We start from the raw sequence: 15,903 nt of genomic DNA, 5'->3' as shown, positions 1-15,903 counted from the left end.
GGTCAGGCCACGGCCTCGGGTGGTTCCTGCAGCGGGTCGTGGAGTTCGAGGTCGACCATCAGCTCGTTGGCCAGGGCCTCCAGGTCGTCCTGCAGGGTGTGCAGGTCCAGGCCTTCCGGCACGCCCAGACGGGCCATTGCGCGGAACATCGGCTCGCCGGTCATCGAGCCCGGCTCGCAGGCGGTCTCCAGCGTCTCGACACTCACGCCGTGGCGCGACAGCACGGCGGTAATATCCTGCACGATCCCCGGTCGATCGTGACCGATCAGGTCCAGCACCACCGGATGCCGCGCCGCCGGCGGCAGCTCGCTGCCCCGCTGGATATGCACCTGCAGCGAGTCGCCTGCCAGCCCGCGCAGCGCGGCCTCCAGCGCGTCGGCATTCTCGGTATCCACCTCCAGCAGTACCACTCCGGCAAACTGTCCGGCCAGTTGCGTCATCCGGCTTTCCAGCCAGTTGCCGCCCGCCGACCGAGCCCGCGCCGCCACCGCGCTCACCAGCCCCGGCCGGTCCGGCCCGATCACCGTCAGAATCACCGAAGTCTTCATACGCACTTCCTCACACGAATCGCTATCGGACCAACCATCCTGCGCGCCCTTGCAGGCCATGACAATGCGCTGGATGTTGCTCACTCCGCCACCGCTCGAGGAACGGCACCATCGCTGCTCTCAGGCGTCGGCGGTTTCGGGCAGGCTGTAGAAGGCGCGGGCGGTGGCGGTGGTGTGGGCGGCGAGGTCTTCCGGGGTCTCGTCGCGCAGCCGGGCCACGTATTCGCCGATGTGGGGGAGGAAGGCGGGCTCGTTGCGCCGGCCGTTGCCGATCTTCTTGCCGGAGCCCTTGGGCAGGGTGCGCGGCAGGAGGTAGGGGGCGTCGGTCTCGATCATCAGGCGGCCGCGCGGGATGGTCGGCACCAGCGGGTGCAGGTGGTGGCCGCGGCGTTCGTCGCAGACCCAGCCGGTGATGCCGATGTGGCAGTCGAGGTCGAGGTATTCGGCCAGGGCGTCGGCCTCGCCGGTGAAGCAGTGCACCACGGCCGCCGGTAGCTTGTCGCGCCAGCGGCGCAGGATCTGGGCGAAGTCGTGGTGGGCGTCGCGTTCGTGCAGGAACACCGGCAGGCCGAGGTCGGCGGACAACTCCAGCTGGGCCTCGAAGGCGATGCGCTGCTGCGGGCGCGGCGAGTGGTCGCGGTTGTAGTCCAGGCCCATTTCGCCCATGGCGACCACGTTTTCGTCCGTGCGGGCGAGGTCACTGAACCGGGCGGCGATCGCGTCGGTCCACTGTTTGGCCAGGTGTGGATGCACGCCCAGGGTGGCGCGGCAGCACTCCGGGTACTGGTCGGCGATCTCCAGGCACTTTTCGCTCTGGTGGGCGTCGGCGCCGGTGATCAGCATCCACGAGACGCCGGCCTCGCGGGCGCGCTCGAGGACCTCGTCGTGTTCCTTGTTGAAGGACTCGTGGGTGAGGTTGAAGCAGATATCGATCCATTCCATGCGCGGTATGCTAACGGATTGGTTGTGTGGTGCCAGTTCCCGGGCTTGGTTATGGCGAGTGGCGGGGCGACGAAGCAGTCTCCGTCCGAAACCACCAGAGCTCTCGAGCCCGCCGCTCTGCCAGCTTCAGGAGGTTGCTTCGTCGCCTGCGGCTCCTCGCAATGACGGGAAACAAGTAGCGTCATCGCGAGGAGCGCAGCGACGTGGCGATCTCTGTGAGGAACCCCGGCGTTGCAATAGCGGGGCTGTGGTCCGGGTTTGGGGCTGTGGCGGCGTGAGCGTGTTAAACCTTTCGTAGAGCTTTTGATCTGGAGTTTGGAATGCGTGATGCGAGTCCCCAGGCGGTTTATCTGAGTGATTACCAGCCGCCGGCGTTTGTGGTGGAGAACCTGGAGCTGGACTTTGATCTGGCGGCGGCGACCACCGAGGTGACAACGCGCATGGCGGTGCGCCGCAATCCGCAGGCGGTGGAGCCGGATGCGCCGCTCCGCCTGTATGGCGATGGCGTGGAGCTGGTGTCGCTGTCGGTGGATGGCGTCGCGCCCGCGGAAGGTCTGGTGGAGCACGACGCCGATGGGCTTCTGCTGCACGGACTGAAGGAGGCCGCGCGGCTGGAGATCGTCAGCCACTGCCACCCGGAGCAGAACACTGCGCTGGAAGGCCTGTACGCCTCCAGCGGGAACCTCTGCACCCAGTGCGAACCGGAGGGCTTTCGCCGTATCACATTCTTCCCCGATCGTCCGGATGTGCTGACGACCTATCGCGTGCGCCTGGAGGCGGACCGGGCGCAGTACCCGGTGCTACTGGCCAACGGCAACCGCGTGGAGACCGGCGAGCTGGACGGCGGGCGCCACTATGCCGTGTGGGAAGACCCGTTCCCCAAGCCGTCGTACCTGTTCGCGCTGGTCGCGGGCGATCTGGCCTGCCAGCGCGACACCTTCACCACGATGTCCGGGCGTGAGGTGGCGCTGGAGTTGTACGTGGAGGCGCACAACGCCGATCGCTGCGACCACGCGCTGGCCTCGCTGAAGCGCGCGATGCGCTATGACGAGGAAGCCTTCGGCCGCGAATACGATCTGGACGTGTACATGATCGTCGCGGTGGACGACTTCAATATGGGGGCGATGGAGAACAAGGGGCTCAACCTGTTCAACGCCAAGTACGTGCTGGCCAGTCCCGACACCGCCACGGATGACGACTTTGTCGCCATCGAGTCGGTGATCGCCCACGAGTACTTCCACAACTGGTCGGGCAACCGTGTGACCTGCCGCGACTGGTTCCAGCTGTCGCTGAAGGAGGGACTCACGGTCTTCCGCGACCAGGAGTTCACCACCGACTGCACGCTGTTCGGGGTCAAGCGCATCGACGATGTCTCGCTGCTGCGCGCCCACCAGTTCCCGGAGGACGCCGGGCCGCTGGCGCACCCGGTGCGCCCGGACCATTACGCCGAGATCAACAACTTCTACACCCTGACCGTGTACGAGAAGGGCGCGGAGCTGATCCGCATGCTGCGCACCCTGATCGGGCGCGAGACCTTTCGCCGCGGCCTGGATGTGTACTTCGAGCGCTTCGACGGCCAGGCGGTCACGACCGATGACTTTGTCGCGGTGATGGCCGAGGTCAGCGGGCGCGATCTGTCCCGCTTCAAGCACTGGTACACCCAGGCCGGCACCCCGCACGTGACCGCGACGACGGCCTTTGACGGCCCGGGCGGTCCGGCGCGCATCACCCTGGCGCAGGAGACACTGCCGACCCCGGGGCAGGAGCACAAGGCGCCGGTGGTGATCCCGATGCGGATGGCCTTCCTGGACGCGGACGGCCAGCGCATCCGCGCGCGCCTGGACGGCGACGACGGCGAGCGCGACGAATGGGTGCTGGAGCTGGATGCTGCCCAGCACACCTTCTGTTTCGAGGGCCTGTCCGCCGAGCCGACCGCGATCTCCTGGCTGCGCGGCTTCTCCGCCCCGGTGATCCTGAACGCCAACCAGGGCGTGGACGAGCTGGCCCACCTGCTGGCGCATGACGACGATGCCTTCTCCCGCTGGGAGGCGGCGCAGACCCTGTTCCGCCGTGCGATCCGTTCGCGCATCGAGCACGACGCCGCCGATTCCGCGCTGGAGGCGGCGATCGAGCACGCGCTGGCCCAACTGCTGCGGGACGAGGCGATCGAGCCGGTGCTGCTGGCGACTATCCTGCATCTGCCCCCGACGCGCGAGCTGGCCGAGCTGTTCGAGCGTGTGGATCCGGTGCGCCTGCGCAACGAGCGCGACGACCTGGAGAAGCGCCTCTACATGCCGCTGACCGAGGCGATGCAGCAGATCCAGCCGAAGCTGGATGACGTCGACAACGGTGCATTCACCGCCGAGGCCATGGGCCGGCGCCAGCTGCGCAACCGCCTGCTGACGCTGCGCGTCGCCGCGCGCGACCAGGCCGCGGTGCCGGAGGCCCTGGCGCAGTACCAGAAGGCGCGCAGCCAGACCATGCGCATGGGCGCCCTGAACGCGGTCAACGAGCTGGACCACGAGGCGCGCCAGGTGCTGCTGGCGGACTTCGAGCAGCGCTACCGCGACGACCCGCTGGTGCTGGACAAGTACTTCGGGCTGCAGGCCGGCAGTCAGGTGGCCGGCGGGTTCGGTCGCCTGGATGCGTTGCTGGAACACCCCGGCTTTCGCTGGACCAACCCGAACCGCGTGCGCGCGGTGCTGGGGCCGTTCATGGCGCGCAACGAGCGCCACTTCCACCAGGATGATGGCGAGGGCTACCGCCGCATGGGCGGCTTCGTCGAGAAGCTGGACGCGATGAACCCGCAGACCGCCGCACGCCTGGCCCAGCCGCTGACGCGCTGGCGCAAGGTGGACACCGCGCGCGGCGAGCAGATGCGCGCGGAACTCGAGCGCCTCGCCGGGCTCGAAATTTCCCGAGACCTGCGCGACGTCATCGAGCGCGCGCTGGCGGAGTAGGAGGCGAGCCCTCTTGCCGATCGGACGTTGGGGCTGAATGTAGGAGCGTGCTTGCACGCGAATGCGCCTGCCCGCGGCCGGCTTTGGCGGGGGCTTCGCGTGCAAGCACGCTCCTACGGGGGCTGCTGGTTGTGGTAGCGTGATGGCGGGTTAGCGGGGCGCAGCGCCCCTTGAGACGAGGGTTTAACTGACGTGAAACGGGTCTTCCACCGACTGCTGTGCTGGATGCTGGTGCTGGCGATTGCCGGCCTGCCGGCGCTGGCGGCGGCTGCGGATGGGGATGACGGTCACGCCGGGCATGCGATGCACGGGGCCCAGTCCAAGGGTGCTGCCGATTACTCGGATCACGCGGACCATGATCACGAGGCTGATCACGGGCACGGCGAGCACCACGATCACCATGCGCATGACCACCGTGGTGGCCACGCCGGTGCGCCGCATGGCTCCGATCATGAACACGAAACCTACCCGAATCATTCCCAGGCCAGCGAATCGGTCGTGCACGCGGATTGCGTGGACGCGGCCTGTCTGGCGAGTTGCTCGGCCTGCAGCCACTGCCAGGGCATGCCGTCCATCACTGGCATGCATCTGTTGACCCCGGTGGCGCAGGCAATGAGCCTGTCTGCCTTCCAGAGCGGCCCCCCTTCGGCCGCCTTGTTCCGACCCCCGATCCTCTCCTGATCTGACTGTACCGGCCCGAGCGCCGGGGCTGTCCGCGCGCCTGGTTTCTACCCCGGGCTGGCGGACGGCAAGGCCGTGTCGCGCGTTCGCGCGGGATGCGGAATCGAAGTCCGATCAAGGAGATTTTCACGATGCGAGCAATCCGATTGCTGCTCCCCGTCGTGTCGGTGCTGTTCCTCGCCGGTTGCGCGGTCACCGCGCCCGAGCTGGACCGCTCCGATCTGGCGGAAGATGTCTCGGTGCAGGGGATCGACCTGCCCGAGTCGGAGATGCCCCGACCCTCCGGCGAGCTTGCGCTCGACGAGGCCATTCACCAGGCCATCTGGCGCAACCCGCGCATGCAGCAGGCCTACGCCAAGCTGGACCTGACCGCGGCCGACGTGGTCGAGGCCTCCCAGTTTTCCAACCCCTCGCTGTCGCTGTCGGTGATGCGCCCCGAGGGGGGTGGTGGCAACGAGTACGGTGTTGGCCTGGCCTGGGGGATCTCGGGGCTGCTGATGCGCAGCTCGCGCCAGGAGATGGCGCAGTCCCACTGGGAGTCCACCCGCCTGCAACTGGCCGAGGGCATCGTTGCCCTGGCCAGCGATACCGAGCGTGCCTGGTATGACGCCGTGGCGGCGCGCCAGCGCACCGAGGTCCAGCGGTTGGAAACCCGGGCGGCTGATCTGGGTGCGCGTCTGGGCGAGCGCTTCTATGACGCCGGCAACATGCCGGACTTGCAACGCGCACAGCTGCGTATCCGTGCGGCCGAGGCCCGCCTGAAGCTCGAGGATGCCCGCCAGCGCGAACGTGAGGCGCGCCTGCGCCTGGCGCACCTGATGGGGCTGCCGGGCGAAGTCCATGACTGGGAGCTGCCGAAGGAGCTGCCGCTGCCGCTCGATGCCATCGAGGAGCGCCAGGCCCTGGTGGACCAGGCCCTGGAACAGCGCCTGGATCTGCGCGCGCTGGACCATGCCCTGGAGGGGCTGACCGAGGGTGTTGCGCTGGTGCGGCGTTACCGCTGGATGGGCGATATCGAGCCCGGGCTCGAGTTCGAGCGCGAGGGCGACGGGACCCGCCTGTGGGGCGGTGGCATCTCGTTCACCCTGCCGATCTTCAACCAGAACCAGTCCGGGATTGCCCGTGCCGAGGCGCGACTGGCGGATGGCGAGGCCCGCCGCGAGTCGCTGGTGCAGGCGGTGACCCATGACGTGCATCAGCACTTCGAGCGCCTCGCCCACCATCGTGCGCGCTTCGATGTCCTGCAGGACGAGTTGCTGCCGGCCCGCGAGGTCGCGACCGAGCGGCTGCAGGAGCGCGTGAACTTCATGTTCGACGACGTGTTCGACCTGCTCGCCATCAAGCAGGAGGAACTGGCCGACTGGCAGAAGACCGTCGCGGCCCTGGGCGATTACTGGCAGGCGCGCGCCGCGCTGGCGCATGCCGTGGCCGGCGAGCTTCCGGGCGGCGAGCCGGGCAGCGCCGGGTATTTCGAGACCTCCGGGCTGGAACACGACCCCGCGGCGATGGACCACGCCCATCATGGCCACGGTGACCACGGAGATCACGGAGATCACGGGGGCCACGGGGACCACGGGGACCACGGGGACCACGGGGACCACGGGGACCACGGCGAAGGCCATGAAGGCCATGAAGGCCATGAAGGCCACGACGGTCATGAAGGTCATTCCGGTATGGACCACGGGGATCACGAGACCCGCGAGCATTCCGACCACGGGCATGGAGGGCATCACTGATGAAGCGCCGTAACTTTCTGATTGCCGCCAGCGCCCTGCTGCCGGCGACCACCCTGACCCGGGTGATGGCCGAAACTGGTCACGAGCACCACAACGAGGGCGATCACACGCCGGGCGAACGCACCGAGCAGGGCTACATGCCGGTGCACACGCCTAATGGCTGGACCCTGCCCTACACCATGAACGACGGGGTGAAGGAGTTTCACCTGGTGGCCGAGGAGATCGAGCACGAGTTCGCGCCCGGTTCCGTGGCCAAGTGCTGGGGCTACAACGGCACCACGCCCGGCCCGACCCTCGAGGCGGTGGAGGGCGATCGTGTCCGCATCTACGTGACCAACCGCCTGCCGGAATACACCTCGGTGCACTGGCACGGCATCCACCTGCCTTCAGGCATGGACGGGGTGAAAGGCGTGACCCAGCTGCCGATCCATCCGGGCGAGACCTTCGTCTACGAGTTCGAGCTGAACCAGCACGGCACGCACATGTATCACCCGCATGCCGACGAGATGGTGCAGATGGCGATGGGGATGATGGGCATGTTCATCATCCACCCGAAGGACGGCGAGATCGAGCCGGTGGACCGCGACTACGCGATCCTGCTGCACAACTGGGGCCTGCATCCCGGTACGCGCACGCCGGATCCGTCGATCATGGTGGACTTTGATCTGTGGTCGATGAACTCGAAGGTGTTCCCGGCCATCGACTCGCTGGTGGCGAAGACCGGCGAGCGGGTGCGCATCCGCATGGGGAATCTGTCGATGTGGAACCACCCGATGCACGTGCACGGGGTGTCGTTCGAGGTGACCGGCTCCGATGGCGGGCGCTGGCCCCGGAACCAGTGGCGCAAGGAGACCACCGAGATCGTCGGCGTCGGCCAGACCCGCGATGTCGAGTTCGTCGCGCCGCCGGGCGACTGGGCGTTCCACTGCCACATGTCGCATCACACCATGAATCCGATGGGCCACGGCATTGCCAACCCGCTGGGGGTGGATCAGTCCGGTATCGAGGAAGAGATCCGCTCGATCCTGCCCGGCTACATGGCGATGGGCGAGCACGGCATGGCCGACCACCAGGAGCACACCGATGGCGGGCACATGCAGGGACCCGAGAACACCCTGGCGATGGCCATGGGGCAGGGCCCGTTCGGCAGCATCGGCATGGGCGGGATGTTCACCCTGATCAAGGTCCGTGACGACCTGGAGCCGGGCGACTTCCGTGATCCGGGCTGGTACTGGCATCCGGAAGGCGAGGTCGCCAGAAGGGTCAGCGATGACCCGGACTTCGGCGATCCGGTGCGCCGCGGCAAGCTTGCCGGCGAGGGTTCGGATGCACTACCGACCCCCAGTCGCGATGCGAACGGCCATGGCGGTCACGGGGGGCATGGAGGCCACGACCACTAATCTCCGGTATGGAAAACCGGCCGGAGGGTCCAGTCGGACCCTCCGTGTTACCCACACCTGTTTCAAGCAACGTTTGCCACACGGCTAAACGAAAAGAGGACACGACATGCAGACCAAGAGCACGATCCACAACACCACCCGAGCCGCCCTGGCGGCCCTGCTGCTGGCCGTGGCCACGCCGCTGCTGGCCCATGAGGGCGAACTGGGCAGTACGCCGGAGGACGGCGCGACGGTGCAGGGTTCACCCGAGAAAATCGGCATCGAATTCGAGGGTGCGATGCGTATCACCCAGTTCGATGTCTCCGGCCCCGATGGCCGGGTGCGCCTGACGAACCCCCCGGGCAACGACCCTACCGAACGCTACTTTGTGGAGCCGGCCGAGCCGCTGCCGGCCGGGGACTACCAGGTGCGCTGGCGCGGGCTGGCCCGCGACGGTCACATGATGTCCGACGGCTTCCGCTTCACGGTAGAGGACTGATCCATGGCCTGGATGTCGGCACTCGCCGGGGTGGAGGCCTGGACCGTCGCGATGATCCTTGTGACGGCCGGGTTCTACGGCGGCGCCTTGCTGGCGACCGGGGTGGTGCTGTTTCGTCTGACGTTTCCGGATCTGCCCGATCGGGAGCGCCGGGTGGCCAGCCGTATCGGCGCTATCGTGGCCTGGGTCGGGATCGCCCTGGCCCTGATCCAGTGGCCGTTGCAGGCGGGGTATCTCGGGGGCGGCACTGTCGCCTCCGCGGTGGACCCGATGCTGCTCGGCATGGTGTTCGAGGGCGCCCAGGGGACGCGTCTGATCCTCGCGGTGAGCGGGCTGCTGCTGGTGCAGGCAATCCTTCTGGATGCGCGACGGCTGCCGTGGCTGGGTTACGGGCTGAGTCTCGCCGGCGTTGGGCTGGTGATGCTGGCCTTCGTGCAGGTGGGGCATACCGTGGACGAGCCTCGTCTTCTGTTGGCCGCCCTGCTGATCGTGCATCTGCTGGCTGCCGCCTTCTGGGTCGCGTCGCTGGCGCCGCTGTACCGGCTGGCCGGGCACCCACCCGAGGGCGCGGATGCCGCGCGCATCCTGGCGCGCTTCGGCCAGGTGGCGGTGTTCGGGGTCGGGTTGCTGGTGCTGGCCGGTGTGGTGCTGGCGGCCTTGCTGCTGGGCGGTGTCACGCCATTGTTTACCACGGGCTATGGGCAGTTCCTGATCGGCAAGGTCCTGATCGTCGGATTGCTCCTGCTGCTGGCCGCCGCGAACAAGTGGCGGCTGGTGCCGGCGTTCGAGCGCGGCGAACCCGGGGCCCCCGGACGGCTGCGCCGGAGTATCGCGCTGGAGGGAAGCCTGGTCGCGTCGATCCTGCTGCTGACCGCAGTGCTGACCACGGTCAGTTCACCGGCCGGTGGATAGGTGGGGGTGCCAGCAACATTGATCAGTGTTTCCCTGTAAGTCGTCGTCAGATGGGTCGCTGGGCGACCGTGGCGGCGAGTTCGACGTCCTCGCCCTCGCGCTGGACGCGGATGTCGAGGGTCGCGCCGGGGGAGGTACGGGCGATCACGTTGAGCGCTTCGCGCGGGGTGTTCACGCTGCTGCCGTCCAGGTGGGTGATGATGTCTCCCGGCCGGATTCCAGCCTCTTCCGCAGGCCCCTCGCGCAGGATGCCGGCGACCAGCACGCCGCGCGGCGTGTCCAGGCCGAAGGATTCGGCCAGTTCGCGGTTCATCGCCTGGACCTCGATCCCCAGCCAGCCGCGGGCCACGAAGCCCTGTTCGATGATCTCGGTCATCACGCTGCGCGCGAGGTCCACCGGGATCGCGAAGCCGATGCCGTGGGAGCCCCCGGAACGCGAGAAGATCGCGGTGTTGATGCCGATGACCTCGCCGCGGGCATTGATCAGGGCGCCGCCGGAGTTGCCCGGGTTAATGGCCGCGTCGGTCTGGATGAAGTCCTCGAAGGTGTTGATGCCGAGCTGATTGCGGCCGGTGGCGGAGACGATGCCCTGGGTCACCGTCTGGCCGACACCGAAGGGGTTGCCGATGGCCAGGACCACATCGCCCACCTGCAGCTCGCTGGAGTGCCCCACCGTGGCAACCCCCAGTCCCGGGGCATGCACGCGCAGTACGGCCAGGTCGGTATCGGTATCGATACCGATGATCTCGGCCGGGTGGGCCTCGCCGCCGGGGAGCATAATGGCGATGGCGTCCGCCTCCTCGATCACGTGGTGATTGGTGAGGATGTGCCCCTGTTCGGTCATGATGACGCCAGAGCCGAGGCTGGACTGCTCCTGTTCGCCGGGCGGTAGCGGCTGGCCGAAGAACTCGTGCAGGCCGAAGCCGGAGGGCCGGTCGATGGTGCGCGAGGTCATGATGTTGACGACCGCGGGTGCCGCGCGGCGCACGCCGTCGGCGTAGCTGGCGGGTGCCCCGGTCGCGGCCGGGGCGGTTACCGGCTCGGCAACCTGCAGCGCCGCGCCGGGTTCGTCGCGGCCGAGGATCTGGGGGAAGAACACCGCGATTACCACGGCGAGGGCAATGCCGGTCAGCGCGGCTTGCAGCAGAAAGCGAGAGAAATACACCATATCTCGAATATACCGAATCATCGTTCAACAGGGGATCCCGCCGTGGTCGATCGCGACGAATTGATGCAGGCGCTGAATGCGGAGCTTGAACCGGACCGTTTCCGCGATTACTGCCCGAATGGGCTGCAGGTGGAGGGGCGCCGCGAGATCCGGCGGATCGTCAGTGGCGTGACCGCCTCGCTGGCGCTCGTGGAGGCCGCAGTGGAGGCCGAGGCCGATCTGATCCTGGTGCACCATGGCTACTTCTGGAAGGGTGAGCCGCAGGAGGTGACCGGCATGAAGCGCGAACGCATACGCCAGCTGCTGGCGCACGACATCAACCTGGTGGCCTACCACCTGCCGCTGGATGCCCACCCCGTGCTCGGCAACAACACGCAGCTGGCCGGCCGCCTGGGCTTCGAGATCGATGGCGTGCTGCGCGAGGATGGCGTCGGCCAGGTTGGTACCCCGGCGCGGGCATTGTCGGCGCCGGACATGCAGGCCCACATCAGCAACGTGCTGGGGCGCGAGGCCCTGTGCGTGGAAGCCGGCGACCACCCGATCCGGCGCATTGCGTGGTGCACCGGTGGTGCGCAGTCCTTGCTGACGGAGGCGGCGGCGCTGGGGGTGGATGCCTACATCAGTGGCGAGATCTCCGAACAGACCACCCACGAGGCGCGCGAGTTGGGGGTGCATTTCTTCGCCGCCGGGCATCATGCCACCGAGCGCTACGGGGCCCCGGCCCTCGGTCAGTGGTGTGCGGAACGTTTCGGTCTCGAGCACGAGTTCATCGAGATCGACAATCCCGCCTGACGGGAGTCTTCGCCCCTGCAGGCGCGGCCCGCTGCGAGATTGTGGTGCAATTCGTGCGGTTTCGGGGCATTGCCGGAGCGTACGGCAAGCCGCCTCATAATCAGCGTCTTATAAGGTCCCCGGTAGCGCTTGACCGAGTGCAAGGCTCGGTTTTAAGGCAGTAATCTACTTGACCTTATTAGCGTGTTCGGGAATTCTATCGGATTTTACAGCCCGCCCAGATGGGCATTCGCGCGTGCGGCCCAGGCCCCTCGCGCCCAGGCTGCGCCCTCGTTGTGCGGTCGCGGGAACCCGATTTCAACACGTTGTTTGGAGAGACAAACATGGCAAACCAAGGCGTAAACCGAGGCCGTCGCCGGTTCCTCGTCGCCGCGACATCCGTCGTAGGCGGAGCCGGGGTCGCCGCAGTTGCGGCCCCGTTCCTGGCGTCCTTGCAGCCCAGCGCGCGCGCTCAGGCAGCCGGGGCCCCTGTCGAGTTCGACGTGTCCGCCGTCGAGCCGGGTCAGCGTGTCAGCGTCGAATGGCGCGGCCAGCCCATCTGGGTCGTGCGACGCACCGAGGAGATGATCGCCGGTTTGTCCGAAGTGACCGATCGTCTGCGCGATCCGGAATCCGAGGTGGAGAGCCAGCAGCCGGCATACGCGCAGAACGAGTTCCGCTCGCGCGACCCGGAGGTCCTGGTCGTGATCGGCATCTGCACCCATCTGGGCTGCTCGCCGAGCTACCGTCCGGAGATCGGCGATCCCGAGATGGGTGCCGACTGGCAGGGCGGCTGGCTGTGCGGCTGCCACGGTTCGCGCTTCGACCTCGCCGGTCGCGTGTACCGCAACATGCCTGCGGCCACCAACCTGGTCGTCCCGCGGCACATGTATCGCACGGACACCTTGCTTGTCATTGGTGAAGACGAAGACGGGGAGGCGATCTAATGGCCAGCAATCCTGATACCAAGATCCAGGGCGGTCTGCTGGGCTGGGTGGACGCCCGCTTCCCGCTCTCCCAGATGTGGAACGAGCATCTGGCACAGTACTACGCGCCGAAGAACTTCAATTTCTGGTATTTCTTCGGCTCCCTGGCGCTGCTGGTGCTGGTCATCCAGATCGTCTCCGGCATCTTCCTCACCATGTTCTACAAGCCCGACGCCGAACTCGCGTTCGCGTCCGTCGAGTACATCATGCGCGACGTGGAGTGGGGCTGGCTGATCCGCTACATGCACTCCACCGGCGCCTCGATGTTCTTCGTGGTCGTCTATCTGCACATGTTCCGGGCGCTGCTGTACGGCTCCTACAAGAAGCCGCGCGAGCTGATCTGGATCTTCGGCGTGCTGATCTACCTGGTGCTGATGGCCGAGGCCTTCGCCGGCTACCTGCTGCCGTGGGGCCAGATGTCGTACTGGGGCGCCCAGGTGATCGTGAACCTGTTCCAGACCATCCCGTACATCGGGCCGGACCTGGTGACCTGGATCCGCGGTGACTTCCTGCTGTCCGACGCCACACTGAACCGCTTCTTCGCGCTGCACGTGGTGGCCCTGCCGCTGGTGCTGATCATGCTGGTGGCCGCGCACATCATTGCGCTGCACGAAGTGGGCTCCAACAACCCCGATGGCATCAACATCAAGGACAACAAGGACGAGAACGGCATCCCGAAGGACGGCATCCCGTTCCACCCGTACTACTCCGTGAAGGATCTGGTGGGTGTCGGCGTGTTCCTGATGGTCTTCGCCGTGATCATGTTCTTCTTCCCCACTGGTGGTGGCCTGTTCCTGAAGCCGGACAACATGATTCCGGCCGACCCGCTGGTCACCCCGGACCTGATTCCGCCGGTCTGGTACTTCACCTCGATGTACTCGGTGCTGCGTTCCGTGCCGGATCCGTTCCTCGGCGTGGTCGCGATGGGTGCCGCGGTGGTGATGCTGTTCTTCATCCCCTGGCTGGATCGCAATCCGGTCCTGTCGATGCGCTACCGTTCGTTCGCGGCCAAGTTCAACCTGGCGGTGTTCGTGGTGGCCTTCGTGATCCTGGGCTGGCTGGGTCTGCAGCAGGCCACCACCGAGGTCAGCGAGATGAGCCTGCGCTTCGCCACGGTCTACTTCGCGTTCTTCTTCCTGCTGTGGTTCCTCAGCAAGGAACGCTCGGTGGCCTTCAGCCTGATCGCGTTCGCCGTGGTGGTCGGGATCTACACGATCTACGACCTCCTGCGCTTCGACCCGAGTGATGCGAGCCTGATCATGTGGTCCTGGCTGATTCCGACCGTGTATCTGTTCGTGACCATGGTGGCCCCCGCCTTTGCGCGTGGCCTGGGCCGTGACCGTGCCGTTCCGGAAAGGGTGACTTCGTAATGAAAACGCTTATCGCAACTACGTTCCTGGCCGCTGCGGCCCTGTTCACCGTCCCGGCCGCATCGGCGGCCGGGTACGACGGCGACTTGGAGAAGGCCAACATTGATGTGACCAACGAGGCCTCGCTGCAGCGCGGTGCCAACCTCTTCATGAACTACTGCATGGGGTGTCACGCGACCGAGTACATGCGCTACAACCGCGTGGCGCGGGATATCGGGCTGACCGAGCAGCACATGGAAGAGAACTTCATCTTCATGACCGACGAGGCCGGCGACCCGGTCGGCGTGGGTTCTCTGATGAAGAACGCCATGAGCGACGACTATGGTGAAGAGGCCTTTGGCGTGGTCCCGCCCGACCTGACCATGACCACCCGCATCAATGGCGAGGACTGGGTCTACACCTTCCTGAAGAGCTTCTACGTCGACGAGTCGCGGCCGCTGGGCGCGAACAACGAGGTGTTCGAGAATGTCGGCATGCCCCACGTATTGTGGGAACTGCAGGGCTGGCAGGAGAAGGTCGTCGACGAGGATGGCAATGAGCGTCTCGAACTGGTGCGCTCCGGCCAGATGACGCAGAGCGAGTACGATCGTGCCGTGCGCGACATCGTTACCTACCTCTCGTATATGGGCGAGCCGATGCAGCTGGAACGTCAGCGGATCGGCCTGTACGTGCTGATTTTCCTCGGGATCTTTACGATCCTGGCCTACTTCTTGAAAAAGGAGTACTGGAAAGACGTACACTAGGCGGCCTGAACCGTCGCCGGCGCGTTGATCGCGGAGGATCGCGCGCCGGTGTTATTGACCGTCTGCCCGGCACGGGAAACCGTCAGGCCGGGGTAGGGAGAAAGCCATGGCGCTGGTCGCCAACCGTCGTTCCGTTATGACCCTGTTTTCTGCACACGACTGCGTTCGCTGTCACCGCGTGCGCATCATCCTCGCGGAGAAGGATATCGCGGTGGATGTCGTCAACCTTGGGCCGGACGAACTGCCCGAGGATCTCTCGGACCTGAATCCGTACAACGAGGTCCCGACCCTGGTGGATCGTGACCTGGCCCTGTACGGCACCCACGTCATTACCGAGTACCTGGACGAGCGCTTTCCGCATCCGCCGTTGATGCCGGTGGACCCGGTGTCGCGCGCGGCCGCGCGGCTGGCGCTTTATCGCGTGGAACGCGACTGGTACGAGGGTCTGGACGCGGTGTACAAGGCCTCCGGTTCGGGACTCACCAAGGCGCGCAAGATTCTGCGCGAGAGCCTGGTCAGTTCGGCCGAGATCTTCGAGCTCAAGCCGTACTTCCTGAGTGACGAGTTCTCCATTGTCGACTGCGCGATCGCCCCGGTGATGTGGCGCTTGCCGGCCGTGGGGATCGACCTGGCCTCGCTGCCGCAGGCGATCCAGGAATACGCCGACCGGGTCTGCAAGCGCGAGTCGTTCCAGGTGAGTCTGACCGAGGCCGAGCGCGAGCTGCGCCTGTGACTTCGTCGCGTCCCTATCTGCTCCGTGCGCTGTGGGAGTGGGTCACGGATAACGGCTTTACGCCGCATATCCTGGTCGATGCCACGGTGGAAGGGGTGGTCGTTCCGGACGCCTTCGTCGACCAGGGCAAGATCACCCTCAATGTCGGACCGTCGGCGGTTCAGGCATTGAACATCGGGGACGACGCCGTGGCCTTCTCGGCCCGTTTTGCCGGAAACCCCATGGATGTGTTCGTCCCGATGCAGGCCGTGCTCGCGGTCTATGCGCGCGAGAACGGGCAGGGAATGATGTTCGGCAGCGAACCGGGTCCGGGGCCCGAGGACGATGGCCCCGGAACGCCCCCGGATGGTTCCGGCGACGGGGGAGGCGGCGATGATGCCCCGGCGCCTAAGCGCAAGGGACCGGCCCTGAAGGTCGTCAAGTAGGGCCCCGATCGGGGCCCTTTCTTTTGGGTGACGGTCCAGCGGTTCGGGAC

General features: G+C 66.6%; 15 protein-coding genes. 12 read left to right on the top strand and 3 right to left on the bottom strand.

Annotated elements, in window-relative coordinates:
• Positions 1-2: 2 nt before the first annotated feature.
• Positions 3-548 carry a glycine cleavage system protein R gene (locus F572_RS0108455; protein WP_017942756.1) on the bottom strand — a complete coding sequence of 182 codons (546 nt, stop codon included), beginning with the start codon at positions 546-548 and terminating at the stop codon, positions 3-5.
• Between the two features lie 120 nt (positions 549-668).
• A complete protein-coding gene (locus F572_RS0108450; RefSeq protein ID WP_017942757.1) occupies positions 669-1,490 on the bottom strand; it encodes a TatD family hydrolase in 822 nt (273 codons plus the stop codon).
• A 320-nt stretch (positions 1,491-1,810) separates the two neighbouring features.
• On the opposite strand from F572_RS0108450, the gene pepN reads away from it, so the two are divergent.
• From pepN to F572_RS0108420, 6 genes are all read left to right on the top strand, one after another.
• Positions 1,811-4,450 carry an aminopeptidase N gene (pepN, locus tag F572_RS0108445; RefSeq protein ID WP_017942758.1) on the top strand — a complete coding sequence of 880 codons (2,640 nt, stop codon included), beginning with the start codon at positions 1,811-1,813 and terminating at the stop codon, positions 4,448-4,450.
• Positions 4,451-4,675: 225 nt separating this feature from the next.
• Positions 4,676-5,131 carry a hypothetical protein gene (locus tag F572_RS15295; protein ID WP_081602049.1) on the top strand — a complete coding sequence of 152 codons (456 nt, stop codon included), beginning with the start codon at positions 4,676-4,678 and terminating at the stop codon, positions 5,129-5,131.
• Between the two features lie 146 nt (positions 5,132-5,277).
• A complete protein-coding gene (locus tag F572_RS0108435; RefSeq protein WP_017942761.1) occupies positions 5,278-6,867 on the top strand; it encodes a TolC family protein in 1,590 nt (529 codons plus the stop codon).
• A complete protein-coding gene (locus F572_RS0108430; RefSeq protein WP_017942762.1) occupies positions 6,867-8,267 on the top strand; it encodes a multicopper oxidase family protein in 1,401 nt (466 codons plus the stop codon). The genes F572_RS0108435 and F572_RS0108430 overlap by 1 nt, the downstream gene beginning before the upstream one ends.
• Positions 8,268-8,373: 106 nt before the next feature.
• On the top strand, positions 8,374-8,745 hold the full coding sequence (locus F572_RS0108425; RefSeq protein WP_017942763.1) for a copper resistance CopC family protein: 372 nt from the start codon (positions 8,374-8,376) through the stop codon (positions 8,743-8,745).
• A 3-nt stretch (positions 8,746-8,748) separates the two neighbouring features.
• Positions 8,749-9,657, top strand: coding sequence for a CopD family protein (locus tag F572_RS0108420; RefSeq protein ID WP_017942764.1), 909 nt, complete (start codon positions 8,749-8,751; stop codon positions 9,655-9,657).
• A 46-nt stretch (positions 9,658-9,703) separates the two neighbouring features.
• Here the strand turns inward: F572_RS0108420 and F572_RS0108415 are convergent, their stop codons facing one another.
• Positions 9,704-10,825 carry a trypsin-like peptidase domain-containing protein gene (locus tag F572_RS0108415; RefSeq protein ID WP_017942765.1) on the bottom strand — a complete coding sequence of 374 codons (1,122 nt, stop codon included), beginning with the start codon at positions 10,823-10,825 and terminating at the stop codon, positions 9,704-9,706.
• A gap of 42 nt (positions 10,826-10,867) precedes the next feature.
• On the opposite strand from F572_RS0108415, the gene F572_RS0108410 reads away from it, so the two are divergent.
• The 6 genes from F572_RS0108410 to F572_RS0108385 all read left to right on the top strand — a co-directional run bounded on the left by F572_RS0108410 (position 10,868) and on the right by F572_RS0108385 (position 15,853).
• Positions 10,868-11,617, top strand: a complete 750-nt coding sequence (locus F572_RS0108410; RefSeq protein WP_017942766.1) for a Nif3-like dinuclear metal center hexameric protein — start codon at positions 10,868-10,870, stop codon at positions 11,615-11,617.
• A 323-nt stretch (positions 11,618-11,940) separates the two neighbouring features.
• The gene (gene petA, locus F572_RS0108405; protein ID WP_026143128.1) at positions 11,941-12,543 is read left to right on the top strand and encodes a ubiquinol-cytochrome c reductase iron-sulfur subunit; all 603 of its coding nucleotides are present in this window, start codon (positions 11,941-11,943) and stop codon (positions 12,541-12,543) included.
• Entirely contained in the window at positions 12,543-13,952 is a 1,410-nt protein-coding gene (locus F572_RS0108400; protein ID WP_017942768.1) for a cytochrome b N-terminal domain-containing protein, read from the top strand. The genes petA and F572_RS0108400 overlap by 1 nt, the downstream gene beginning before the upstream one ends.
• A complete protein-coding gene (locus F572_RS0108395) occupies positions 13,952-14,695 on the top strand; it encodes a cytochrome c1 (RefSeq protein WP_017942769.1) in 744 nt (247 codons plus the stop codon). The genes F572_RS0108400 and F572_RS0108395 overlap by 1 nt, the downstream gene beginning before the upstream one ends.
• Before the next feature lie 106 nt (positions 14,696-14,801).
• Positions 14,802-15,428: a glutathione S-transferase N-terminal domain-containing protein gene (locus tag F572_RS0108390; RefSeq protein WP_017942770.1), complete on the top strand. Its 627-nt coding sequence runs from the start codon at positions 14,802-14,804 to the stop codon at positions 15,426-15,428.
• Positions 15,425-15,853 (top strand): ClpXP protease specificity-enhancing factor, encoded by a 429-nt coding sequence (locus F572_RS0108385; protein ID WP_017942771.1) that lies wholly within the window; start codon positions 15,425-15,427, stop codon positions 15,851-15,853. Before F572_RS0108390 ends, F572_RS0108385 begins: the two co-directional genes overlap by 4 nt.
• The last annotated feature ends 50 nt before the right edge of the window (positions 15,854-15,903 follow it).

This window comes from Thioalkalivibrio sp. ALE14 (assembly GCF_000376845.1).
Classification (GTDB): domain Bacteria; phylum Pseudomonadota; class Gammaproteobacteria; order Ectothiorhodospirales; family Ectothiorhodospiraceae; genus Thioalkalivibrio.
Note: the sequence above shows the minus strand (reverse complement) of the source record. Positions and strands in the feature narration are given on the sequence as shown.

Bases quoted from the DNA above. Each gene is read 5' to 3' on its own strand.
- F572_RS0108390 (WP_017942770.1), top strand. From the start codon at position 14,802: ATGGCGCTGGTCGCCAACCGTCGTTCCGTTATGACCCTGTTTTCTGCA.
- F572_RS0108420 (WP_017942764.1), top strand. From the start codon at position 8,749: ATGGCCTGGATGTCGGCACTCGCCGGGGTGGAGGCCTGGACCGTCGCG.
- F572_RS0108415 (WP_017942765.1), bottom strand. From the start codon at position 10,825: ATGGTGTATTTCTCTCGCTTTCTGCTGCAAGCCGCGCTGACCGGCATT.
- F572_RS0108425 (WP_017942763.1), top strand. From the start codon at position 8,374: ATGCAGACCAAGAGCACGATCCACAACACCACCCGAGCCGCCCTGGCG.
- F572_RS0108395 (WP_017942769.1), top strand. From the start codon at position 13,952: ATGAAAACGCTTATCGCAACTACGTTCCTGGCCGCTGCGGCCCTGTTC.
- F572_RS0108450 (WP_017942757.1), bottom strand. From the start codon at position 1,490: ATGGAATGGATCGATATCTGCTTCAACCTCACCCACGAGTCCTTCAAC.
- F572_RS0108430 (WP_017942762.1), top strand. From the start codon at position 6,867: ATGAAGCGCCGTAACTTTCTGATTGCCGCCAGCGCCCTGCTGCCGGCG.
- petA (WP_026143128.1), top strand. From the start codon at position 11,941: ATGGCAAACCAAGGCGTAAACCGAGGCCGTCGCCGGTTCCTCGTCGCC.
- F572_RS15295 (WP_081602049.1), top strand. From the start codon at position 4,676: ATGCTGGTGCTGGCGATTGCCGGCCTGCCGGCGCTGGCGGCGGCTGCG.
- pepN (WP_017942758.1), top strand. From the start codon at position 1,811: ATGCGTGATGCGAGTCCCCAGGCGGTTTATCTGAGTGATTACCAGCCG.
- F572_RS0108455 (WP_017942756.1), bottom strand. From the start codon at position 548: ATGAAGACTTCGGTGATTCTGACGGTGATCGGGCCGGACCGGCCGGGG.
- F572_RS0108400 (WP_017942768.1), top strand. From the start codon at position 12,543: ATGGCCAGCAATCCTGATACCAAGATCCAGGGCGGTCTGCTGGGCTGG.